Origin of the sequence: Desulfuromonas sp. TF (genome assembly GCF_000472285.1) — a bacterium.
Taxonomy (GTDB): Bacteria; Desulfobacterota; Desulfuromonadia; order Desulfuromonadales; family ATBO01; genus ATBO01.
The window spans coordinates 40120-50435 of sequence record NZ_KI421428.1; the positions used below are offsets into that span (position 1 = coordinate 40120).

A 10316-nucleotide genomic window follows, 5' to 3' on the forward strand; every position below is an offset into this window, starting at 1 on the left:
TCTCGACCTCGGCCGCCTTTTTCATCTCACGGGCCTTGAACTGCTGGAGGCGGGTTGATGGATTTGCTGATCCCCGCCGCCTTCGCTCTCGACCTCCTTCTGGGAGATCCACGGTGGCTCCCGCATCCGGTCGTCTACATCGGCGCTTGCATCAAGTGGCTCGAAGGGCTGCTGACCGAACATGTCGGCAGCCGCCGTCTGGCAGGGGTACTCCTCACCGCCCTGACCCTTGCGGCAACCGGAGCCGCCGCTTCCGTTTTTCTGTACCTGGCGGCGGAGATCGATCCGCTTTTCGGCTGGGCCGCCGCCCTGTGGCTGGCCTTCACCACCCTGGCCCTGCGTTCCCTTCACAAGGAGAGCCGCGCCGTGGTGAAGCTGGTAGAGGAGGGACGACCGGACGAAGCGCGCCAGGCTCTCGCTCTCATCGTCGGTCGGGACACGGCCGGATTGAGCGAAGAGGCCGTCGTGAAAGCCTGCATCGAGACCGTGGCGGAGAATACCTCCGATGGGATTGTCGCGCCGCTCTTCTACCTCTTTCTCGGCGGGCCGGTGCTGGCTGTCCTGTACAAGGCGGCCAACACCCTCGACTCCATGGTCGGCTACCGCAACGAGCGCTATCGGGAACTCGGCTGGGCCTCGGCCCGTCTGGACGACCTGCTCAACCTCATCCCGGCCCGGCTCACCGGCGTCCTGATGGCGCTGGCCGCCTGGCCTCTGGGGCTCGATCCCTGGGGAGCTCTGAAGATTATGGGACGCGATGCCCGCAAACCCGCCAGCCCCAACGCCGGATTCCCCGAGGCCGCCGCCGCCGGGGCTCTCGGCGTCCAGTTGGGCGGTCCGGCTTCCTATTTCGGCAAGCAGGTGGAAAAACCGGTCCTGGGCGACCCCGACCGGCCGGTCACGGTGACTGCATACCGGAAGATGGTGCGCCTCATGTATCTGACTTCTTTTCTTGCTCTGGCCCTGGGGGTGATTCTGACATGGCTGATCCGGTAGACGTTCGTTTCGCCCACGGCGGAGCGGTGGCTCAGGCGGCGCTGGAGCTCGGCAGGCCGCCCGGCGAAATCCTCGATTTTTCCGCCAGCATCAATCCGCTGGGGATGCCGCGGGAAGTCCTGGAAGCGGCCCGGGAGGCGATGACACACGCCGTTCATTACCCTGAGATCGACGCCTCCTCCTTAGTGACGGCGCTGGCAGCGGCGCATGGGTTGCCGGCAGAACATTTTCTCCCCGGCAGCGGCTCCACGGAGCTTCTCTATCTTTTTCCCCGGGTGTTGCGGCCCCGCCGAGCCCTGCTGGTGGCGCCCGCCTTCAGCGAGTACGAGCGCGGCCTGAGCCAGGTGGGCGCTGCGATCGACATATTCCCCCTTTCCGCCGACAACGGTTTCCACCTCGATCCCTGCCTGCTGGTGCGCCATCTCCATCCCGAAACCGACCTGGTGCTTCTGGCCAATCCCGGCAACCCGACCGGCGCCGGCATCGACCCCCATGTCGTCGAATCGATTGCCCGCGCGGTTCGCGAGCAGGCGCTGGTGGCCGTGGACGAGGCCTTCGTCGACTTCTGCCCTCAGCGGTCGGTCCTCGGCGCCGTGGGGCTCCACAGCAATCTCTATGTCTTTCGCTCTCTCACCAAGTTCTACGCCATCCCAGGCCTGCGTGCGGGCTACCTGGCCGGCCCGGCCGCCGGGATCGCCCGCCTGCGGGCCGCCAAAGAGCCGTGGACCCTCTCCGTTCCCGCCCTGGTCGCTGCCGAAACCTGTCTTGGCCAGGAGGACTATCGGCAAAGGACCCTGGAGACAATCCCCTCCTTGCGGAAAGATCTGACCCGGGGACTGGAAGACCTCGGAATGACGGTTTTCCCTTCGGAAGCCAACTTTCTCCTGGTGCGCCTGGAGGAGGGAGAACCGCCTGCTTCCCGCCTTGCGGCGGAGCTCAGGGGGATGGGAATTCTTATTCGAGACTGTTCCAATTTTCCGTCTCTGGATGAAAGATACGTGAGAGTGGCGGTGCGAACCCAGAAAGAGAATGCGCGGCTGCTGCAGGCACTGAGCGGAGTTCTTCAGAAGGATGAAAGGAGCGAAAGCAAAGCGGGCTCTTTTTGAGGGCTCGGCGTTCAGAGGCTTTTCGTCGTCAGCCGCACCCCATCGACGGCGTGGTTCTCGTTCAGGCGCAGCACGACGTCGGCCCGTCCGGGCATCTCCTCCAGCATGTGCCGGGTCAACCGCTCATAATGCATGATGAACCGGCGCAGCGCCTGCTCGTCCATCAGCTTCGAGAGGTCCCGCCCCTTTTCCTCCGCCAGCTGCCGCTCCTGCTGCCCCCGCCAGCGAAAGACGCTGTCCATCCCCGGGACCTGCAGCATGATCAGCAGGTCCAGTCCGGCAAACAGGCCGGCATACCCGTCCGCCAGCCGTCCGTTGACCCAGCGCCGCCAGGAGCCGTCGGGATCATCCCGCCGCTCCAGGTCGTTCACCGGGTCGTCGAGATCGCCCTCGGGCTGGGGAACCGCGCCGACGCACCATCCTTCGAAGATGACCAGATCCGCCTCTCCGCGCCATTTCGTCCATTCCTCCTTCGGACAGCGATCGTCCCGCCCTTTGTCGAAAGCGGGAATCGGCACCTCGTCCCCTTCGCCGGCCTCCTTCAGCGCCTGGATCGTCCGCAGCCCCAGCTCGACATCATGCGTTCCCGGAACCCCCCGGGTGGCCAGCAGGGGGTGGACCGTGCGGGCGAGACGCTCCCTTTCGGCCTGGGTCAGGTAGAGATCGTCCAGGGAAAATCCCGCGGCGCGCAGTCCGAATTCCCCCCTCAGGATATCCTGCAGCAGTCGGCTGAGGGTCGACTTGCCTGATCCCTGGGCGCCGTTGAGTCCTACCACGAGAGGTCCCTCCTTACCTTCTCGGGTCCTTGCCAGCCAGGCCGCCAGGGGAATATAAAAGGCTTCCATCTGCCCGCGAAGATCGCTTCCGATGACCCGGGCCGCCTCCCCCGCCGGCCGAAGGGTCAGACGGTCCGCCATTGCCTCGATTTCGACTGCGGACAGAGGAATATGCACGGTCGGCCAACGGTTGGAAAAGGTCATGACATATCTCTCGGAGGTGGGATGTGAACTCATTTTACCTCCTTTTGCCGTTCACAAATAGACTCTTTTGTGCGACCCTGTAGCATTGAAACAGGAGCTGCCGAAGAACGAATCGAGATGAATCGATGATATCCATGAACGGACACGCAACCTCCACCATCCCGGGCGGAAGCCTTCTGCAGGCGACCCTGTCCCTGGCGGCGATCTATCTGTCCTGGATCGGCGCATCCCTTCTGGTGCTTCTGGTCGGCAGGTCCCCGGCGGCTTCCTCCGGCCTGGTTGTCCCCGCAGCGGTCGTCTGCTTCGTTGTTCTGGCGTCTGTCGGAGCGGCCGTCTTTCTCATCGGCCTCGAGCCCCACCTGCACGGCCGGCGATGGCTGCGCGTCGTCCTGCTGCTGCTCACCCTGACCGCCGCAGTCGGACTTTATTTTCTGGGGCGCTCTCCGGGAGGCCCGGGCAATCTGACGTTCATTTTCGGCTCCTCCAACCTGCTGGTTTTCGCGGCCCTTCTCGGTTCCTGGATGGTGGCTCCCCTGACCCGTCCGGCGGAAATCGTCCCCGTCTGCGTGGTCATGACGGCCGCCGATCTGTTCAGCGTCCTGGCCGGACCGACCAGGGAAATTGCTTTCGAACTGCGCGCCTTCTATGAAGGGGGAATGGAAGGGCCGGTGCCGGCGGCCGAGTTTATGCTGATCAAAATCGCTGTGCCCGGCTTCGCAGCCCTGGTCCCCGTCTTCGGAGTCGCCGACTGGATCATGGTCGTTTTTCTCGTCGCGGCGGTCGCCAAGTTCAGGATGAACGACAATCTCGCGGGGCCCAGTCTACGGACCATGGTCGAAAAAGGGCGCCTGCGGTTATATGTTCCGGTCGCCGCCTCCGGGTTGATCCTGGCGGTTCTGCTGGCCCAGGGGCTGAATATTTTCCTTCCGGCGCTGCCGGTCGTCTCCCTGGTGTTTCTCGGGTATATTCTCCTCAGATATCCCCAGACGCGGGCGCTGAAGTATTCGGACTGGCTGGCGATCCTGCTGGTCTCCATAATCGCCTCGGGGTTGGCCGCCATACGCTTCGGGGGATTCTGAAGGACCTGTCATGGGAATCCAAGCTCTCGATATCCTTTTCGCCGATGAGCACATCGTCGCTGTCCACAAGCCGGAGGGGCTCCTTGTGCACCGCAGCCTGATCGACCGGCGCGAGACCCGGTTCGCCCTTCAGGTCGTGCGCGACCAGCTCGGCCGGCTCGTCTATCCGGTGCACCGCCTCGACAAACCGACCTCCGGAGTGCTCCTTCTGGCCCTTTCCGCCGAAGCGGCGAAGGGGCTGGTCTCCTCCTTCGCTGATGGGGATGTGGAGAAGACCTATCTGGCGATCGTGCGCGGCCACACCGGCGCCGAGGGAATCATCGATCATCCCCTGGCCGAAGAACCCGACCGGATGACCGACGGGAAGGCGCGCTCCGGCAAGGCCTCCCGGGAGGCGCTCACCGGCTTCAGGCGGCTGGCTGCGGCCGAGCTCCCCTTTGCCGTCGGGCGCTATCCCACCAGCCGGTATTCCCTGGTCGAGGCGAAGCCCCGCACCGGCCGCCGGCACCAGCTGCGCCGGCACTTCAAGCATCTCTTCCATCCGATCATCGGCGACACCAAATACGGCGAGGGGCGCCATAATCGCTTCTTCCGGCAGGAGTTCGACTGCGGCCGACTGCTGCTGGCCGCCGTCGAGCTCTCCTTCCCTCATCCGGTCAGCAGGGAGCGGGTCAGCGTCCGGGCGCCGATCGAGGGGACGTTTGCCTCCGTTGTCGAGAGGCTGGGGTGGAGAGAAGCCGTTCCGGCGGAGTGGCGGTAACGGAAAATTACTTGTCCAAGGAGGCAACCCAATGGAAATGACGCTCAATGCCATCGAGGTGCGGGTGCTCGGCTGCCTGGCGGAGAAGGAGATGACCACTCCCGAGTACTACCCTCTCTCCCTCAATGCCCTGACCAACGCCTGCAACCAGAAGACCAATCGCGAGCCGGTGATGTCTCTGGATGAAACCGATATCGTCCGGGCGCTCGACCGGTTGCGGCAGCTCGGTCTGGCGACCCAGTCCGCCGAGGGAAGCCGGGTTCCCAAGTACGGCCATAATCTCCCCGGCAAGTTCCGTCTGGAGCCGGAGGAGCTGGCCGTACTGACCGAACTGCTGCTGCGCGGGGCGCAGACGGTGGGCGAGCTGCGCGCCCGGGCCGACCGCATGCACCCTTTTGCCGACCTGGCGGCGGTCGAAGAGGTGCTGGAGGAGCTGATGGGGAAGGAGCCGCCCCTTGCGGCCAGACTCCCCCGCCAGCCCGGTCGAAAGGAGCATCGCTACACGCACCTGCTCACCGGCGAGCCGGAAGTCGAGGAGGCGGTCTCTGTCGCGACTCCGGAAGCGGCCACCCTCCGGGTGCGGGCGGAGAACGAACGGATCGCCGCCCTGGAAGAGGAGATGGCCGCCCTGCGGGTGCAGTTCGAGGATCTGAAACGGGAAATGGTGGCGTTCAAGGCGCAGTTCGAATAAAGTCGAGGCTGATGAAAAGTGGTTTTTTAAGGCTGATCAAAAACGTACAGATGCAAGGCGGCTGAAACCCTGAGGAATAAGCCGTACCGGAAGGTACGTCGTTGACGAAGGGTGAGCCAACGCCGAGATGGGCGCTTGCCAGGCCATAGCCTTGGCGAAGGCTGGTTTTTCATCAGCCTGCTGATATGGCTGACAGTTGCAATGAAAAACGCCTGCTCCTTGCCGGCTTTTAAAATTAGTTGTTACAGCGAAGGACGGGGCCGCTTCTACGACGGTAGATCATGCTGATATTCGCGGGTTGGGTACCGCCTGTCTTGTCTTCGTCGCGGAGCTGCCTCTCGCTAGAGCCGGGAGTTCGGCGGTTGCCTGATCCCATAACTGGCGCGCCAGAAGAGACCAGAAGCTGGCGGCGATCATCACCCCGGCGGCGAAGCCGAGCATCCAGTCCAGCAGCTTGCGCCCCATGTCCCGGCGGAAAAAGACCACCGAAGCCCCTAACGCGGTCATGAACCAGGTGAAGCCCGTCCCGATCAGAGCCTGGAGGACCGGATGCATGGCGGAAAATTGTTCGAACATCGGCAAGCCTTTCACTTTGCGGACGGCAAAAACCCGGCCCATTCCCACATCCTGACACATTAAAACGCAAGATTGCCTTTTTGGCCAGCTTTTACGCGCAGGTTTTTCCGATATGTTCTCTTCCTCATTGAGATTAGGCACTCTATTTTTCGTTCCAGGCGGGTTCCTGCTTGCGGCGGCCGCGCTCCTTCTGCACGTCGCTCCGCTGCCGCAGGCAGTACGGCCGTTTTTCCCCTTTTATCCCTACCTGGTTTTGGGCGCCGGTCTTTTCCTCGGATGGCGGTTCAACCGCAGCCGGCTGACCTTCGCCCTTCTGGTGCTGGCCCTCGCCGAGCGGGCTCTCGCCCTGTCACCCTCGGGGGAAGCGGGACGTCTGGCCGCGGCGGCCGTCGCCCTGCTGCTCCCCCTCAATCTGGTCCTCCTTTCCACCCTCACGGAGCGCGGGCTCTTCACCGTTCGGGGGCTGGGCCGCCTCGGCCTGGTCCTCGCCCAGCCCCTGGCGGTCTTCTGGCTGGAGCGGACGCGCGGCGCCGAAGTCCTCGACCTGCTCACCAGGCCTCTGATCGATCTCCCCCGGCTGGAGGGTCTGCCTTTACCCCAGCCGGCACTGGCCGCCGTCGTTCTGTCCCTCCTCTTCCTTTCGGTTCGATTCCTGCGCCGCCAGGGGGCCCTGGACGGCGGATTCCTCTGGGCCCTGGCCGCGGTGCTCCCACCCCTGGCGCTCTCTATTGCCGAACCGGTGCGCACCCTCTATTTCGCCACCGCAGGGCTGATCCTGGTCGCGGCGGTCATCGAGGATTCCTATGGCATGGCCTTCCGGGACGAGCTCACCGGCCTGCCGGCCCGACGGGCTCTGAATGAAACCCTGCAGAAGGTGGGACGCCGGTACACGGTGGCGATGGTGGACATCGACCATTTCAAGAAGTTCAACGACCGTCATGGGCACGATGTAGGGGACCAGGTGCTCAGGATGGTCGCCTCACGGCTGGCGAAGGTGAACGGCGGCGGAAGGGCCTTCCGCTACGGCGGCGAGGAGTTCACCGTCCTCTTTCCCGGCAAGGGAGTCAAGGAGGCCTTGCCGCACCTGGAGGAGCTGCGGGAGTCCGTCGCCGGGGCGGGTTTCACCCTGCGCCATCGCCGCCGGCCGGCCAGGAAACCGAAGAGTAAATCAGGCAAAAACAAGGGGGAGCAGAAACTCTCGGTGACGGTCAGCATCGGGGCCGCCGAATGGCAGGGAGACAGGAACCAGCCGGCTCTGGTAGTCAAATCCGCCGACCAGGCCCTCTACCGGGCCAAGCGCGGGGGGCGCAACCGGGTTTGCGGGTAAGGGTGAGGGGAGAATGTACTGGGCAGCGACTCGCTTCACTCAGAATCGCAGGTGGTGTTTAATAATCAGGGATACCGAGACACTAACCCCTTCAAGGCATTTTTTGTCGGTAGAGACTATCTGATACGACTAAGTGGACAGTCCCTTCCTTGACGAGTCATCCTGCGTCGACTACATTGATACTGTCTTATTTTTCTGGATTGGTAGGAGGGTAGATTGATTTTTCAGGCCAAAATCAAGACGAGGAACTGTGAACCGCTTTGGCTATTACTGGCCCAGCGGTTTTGTTTTTACCTTCGACTGGCAGCTAATATAAATAAAGCTTTCGCCTTCCGTAATATAGCCGAATCTGCTCTTGAAGTCCCCTGATGGGGAGAGTAGCCGAAGTGCGGGATTTGCAGATCCAATACTTATAAGGCTTTATGGTAAGGTATTGATGTTTTAGAATAAAGTATTTATTTCAAACTAAATGACATGGAATAACATACGGAAAGTATCCGTATATTCACAAGTTGGCGTTTGAAATAAAAAATAAAAATTTCTATTTATATTTTTGTTTGTAAAAATACACTATTGTTTTTAAAAAAATAGCAGTTTGCTAATTTTTGACAATTCAAATTGTCAATAAAACATAATAGGACAAGGCAAACGCCTTGCCTGTTTGTCTCGTTGGGAGCAAGGTTGCCTGCAACCATTTCTGAAACATCTTAATGGGGAAAACGTCCATGACGATACAGTTCCGAAACCTGATCTTCGAGGGCGGCGGGGTGAAAGGAGTCGCATACGTAGGTGCCATGCAGATTCTGCAAGACCGTGGCGTCCTTCAAGGGATACAACGGGTTGGCGGCACGAGCGCCGGCGCTATCAACGCTCTCATTTTCGCGCTCGGTTACAACATCTCCGAACAACAGCAGATACTTCGCTCAACTGAGTTTCGCAACTTTATGGATGACTCATTTGGCGTGATACGCGATATCCGACGACTCGCCCGAGATTTCGGTTGGCATACGGGTGACTTCTTTGCTAATTGGGTTGGCGATCTTATAGAAAAGCGGCTTGGCAGTCGGAGAGCCACGTTCCGCGACTTGCTTGATAAAGGCCACCCTGGCCTATATGTCATCGGTACGAACCTATCCACAGGTTACGCCGAGATATTCTCCGCAGAGCGGCACGCGTCCATGGAACTTGCCACGGCCGTTCGCATCTCGATGTCCATCCCGCTCTTTTTCGCCGCTGTGCGTCACGGATCGCGCCAAGATGTTTTCGTCGATGGCGGCGTTCAGATCAACTACCCGGTAAAGTTATTTGACCGCGAACGGTATATCGACATGAAGAACGAGCCCGGGGCGGCACGACGGACCGATTACTATAATAAGGAGAACGCACGATTCCAACTTGAACGTCCGGATCGAAGTCCCTACGTCTACAATCGCCAGACACTCGGCTTAAGGTTGGACAGGAAGGAAGAGATCGGCCTCTATCGGTACGACGAACCAATTTCCGGAAATCCGATAAAGTCCTTCACTGATTATGCTCGCGCCCTCATCGCCGCCATAATGAACACGCAAGAGAACATGCATCTTCATAGTGACGACTGGCAGCGGACCGTCTATATCAATACTCTCGATGTTGGCACAGTCGATTTCGATATTTCCGATTCCCAGAAGCAAGCATTGATCGAGGAGGGAATCACCGGTGCCGAACGTTACTTCGCGTGGTTCGAAGACTCGGCTGAGGCGCCTGTGAATAGGATCGAATAGGCGATGCAGCAACCCAATATCATGCAGCGGACGGCGCTCTGCGCCGCCGCCGATGCCGAGCGTTAGGCATTCGATGGAAAGGTTTTCACTAGAACCGAACTGCTGGTACGCAGCAGAACTCTTCAGCGAGGAGATTGGGAGTGCGGTTCGGTCATACTCGCCTATACGCGTTGATCGCATCATCCCGAAGGGCGGACGCAAGTTTGAGTTGGCCTTTTATCACGCTAACTACCCTGAGGGAGTGCGCGACAAAGTCTACGACCTAGAAACAGTGAAGAGAAATCGATACTTTACCTTGGTGCGGTCTGTGTCTCATGCGCCAGCGCGCTTCATGCTCATATATTGCGTTACCACTAATTGGTTGTTGCGCCACTTCGGAGTGACAGTGAGAGAGGGCGAAGATGCTCAAACGTGGCTCGCGAGAAATGCCTAACTCCATCGTTGAGCCCGTAGAAAAAGCCCGTTCGACAAATCACTACTTCTTGAAAATGAAAGCCCGCCAGGCAAATTTGGCGGGCTTTTCCAATATGTCAGTCGCTCCAGAACAGATTTGACATATCCTGAAATGCCGTGGCATTTCGGACACGGAAAATGGGCCACTCTAATCCACCGGATCGGAGTGGGCTTGGATGGCGGTTAACGTTGTGAACCTCTATCCGTCTTCTATCGAAACTAAACCCTCATGACCACCCCCCTTTCAGCCGTACGCGTTGGCCGGTTGTCGTCGTATTAATAGAGAATGAAACCGTCACATACCGCCTTCGCATCGACTCCTTCCGGAAAGGTAGCCGGGTCATCTCCGGCCTGGATGGCCCGGCCGTGGCGACAGAGGCGACCAGTTCCACCGTGACCTCATGGTCCACCCATCCCTTAACCAGAACCGCGCATGGGACCTCGTCGGAATCAGGAAGTCCCTGCGGGTAGAGAAGGTGCGGCTCAGAGCCCACCTCATCTTGACAGGTAGGCATTCGAGGGTAAGGTGGAACTAACCTGAAAAGCCAAACCTGCCGAAAGGCTGGGACGGAAAGCGGCGGGGGTAAA

8 protein-coding genes and 1 pseudogene are annotated in these 10316 nt (G+C 60.3%); 7 read left to right on the plus strand and 2 right to left on the minus strand.

Annotated features, from left to right (window positions below; all coding sequences use genetic code 11):
* The first annotated feature begins 57 nt into the window (after positions 1-57).
* Both cbiB and cobD read left to right on the plus strand, forming a co-directional pair.
* A complete protein-coding gene (gene cbiB / locus DTF_RS0119620) occupies positions 58-996 on the plus strand; it encodes an adenosylcobinamide-phosphate synthase CbiB (RefSeq protein WP_035058348.1) in 939 nt (312 codons plus the stop codon).
* Positions 981-2102 carry a threonine-phosphate decarboxylase CobD gene (gene cobD / locus DTF_RS24705; RefSeq protein WP_051361500.1) on the plus strand — a complete coding sequence of 374 codons (1122 nt, stop codon included), beginning with the start codon at positions 981-983 and terminating at the stop codon, positions 2100-2102. The genes cbiB and cobD overlap by 16 nt, the downstream gene beginning before the upstream one ends.
* Positions 2103-2113: 11 nt before the next feature.
* Here cobD and DTF_RS0119630 read toward each other — a convergent pair whose 3' ends face one another.
* Positions 2114-3115: a hypothetical protein gene (locus tag DTF_RS0119630; RefSeq protein ID WP_155890886.1), complete on the minus strand. Its 1002-nt coding sequence runs from the start codon at positions 3113-3115 to the stop codon at positions 2114-2116.
* Positions 3116-3216: 101 nt separating this feature from the next.
* Here DTF_RS0119630 and DTF_RS0119635 point away from each other — a divergent pair, with 101 nt between their 5' ends.
* Genes DTF_RS0119635 through DTF_RS0119645 form a run of 3 tightly spaced genes read left to right on the plus strand, consistent with a single transcriptional unit; the run spans position 3217 to position 5612 of the window.
* Complete coding sequence (locus DTF_RS0119635; protein ID WP_155890887.1) at positions 3217-4161, plus strand: hypothetical protein; 945 nt, start codon at positions 3217-3219, stop codon at positions 4159-4161.
* A 10-nt stretch (positions 4162-4171) separates the two neighbouring features.
* On the plus strand, positions 4172-4921 hold the full coding sequence (locus tag DTF_RS0119640) for a pseudouridine synthase (RefSeq protein ID WP_027716701.1): 750 nt from the start codon (positions 4172-4174) through the stop codon (positions 4919-4921).
* Between the two features lie 31 nt (positions 4922-4952).
* Positions 4953-5612: a YceH family protein gene (locus DTF_RS0119645; RefSeq protein ID WP_027716702.1), complete on the plus strand. Its 660-nt coding sequence runs from the start codon at positions 4953-4955 to the stop codon at positions 5610-5612.
* A gap of 384 nt (positions 5613-5996) precedes the next feature.
* On the opposite strand, the pseudogene DTF_RS27895 reads toward DTF_RS0119645, so the two are convergent.
* Positions 5997-6188 (minus strand): annotated as a pseudogene (locus DTF_RS27895) (ZIP family metal transporter); the annotation flags it as partial.
* Between the two features lie 112 nt (positions 6189-6300).
* Between DTF_RS27895 and DTF_RS0119655 the strand changes: the two are divergent.
* Positions 6301-7515 carry a diguanylate cyclase gene (locus DTF_RS0119655; protein WP_027716704.1) on the plus strand — a complete coding sequence of 405 codons (1215 nt, stop codon included), beginning with the start codon at positions 6301-6303 and terminating at the stop codon, positions 7513-7515.
* Between the two features lie 725 nt (positions 7516-8240).
* Entirely contained in the window at positions 8241-9275 is a 1035-nt protein-coding gene (locus tag DTF_RS0119665; protein ID WP_027716705.1) for a patatin-like phospholipase family protein, read from the plus strand.
* Positions 9276-10316: the final 1041 nt, after the last annotated feature.

Excerpts from the sequence above, each read along its gene's own strand:
- DTF_RS0119630 (WP_155890886.1), bottom strand. The coding sequence starts at position 3,115 with ATGAGTTCACATCCCACCTCCGAGAGATATGTCATGACCTTTTCCAAC.
- DTF_RS0119655 (WP_027716704.1), top strand. The coding sequence starts at position 6,301 with ATGTTCTCTTCCTCATTGAGATTAGGCACTCTATTTTTCGTTCCAGGC.
- DTF_RS0119645 (WP_027716702.1), top strand. The coding sequence starts at position 4,953 with ATGGAAATGACGCTCAATGCCATCGAGGTGCGGGTGCTCGGCTGCCTG.
- DTF_RS0119665 (WP_027716705.1), top strand. The coding sequence starts at position 8,241 with ATGACGATACAGTTCCGAAACCTGATCTTCGAGGGCGGCGGGGTGAAA.
- cobD (WP_051361500.1), top strand. The coding sequence starts at position 981 with ATGGCTGATCCGGTAGACGTTCGTTTCGCCCACGGCGGAGCGGTGGCT.
- DTF_RS0119635 (WP_155890887.1), top strand. The coding sequence starts at position 3,217 with ATGAACGGACACGCAACCTCCACCATCCCGGGCGGAAGCCTTCTGCAG.
- cbiB (WP_035058348.1), top strand. The coding sequence starts at position 58 with ATGGATTTGCTGATCCCCGCCGCCTTCGCTCTCGACCTCCTTCTGGGA.
- DTF_RS0119640 (WP_027716701.1), top strand. The coding sequence starts at position 4,172 with ATGGGAATCCAAGCTCTCGATATCCTTTTCGCCGATGAGCACATCGTC.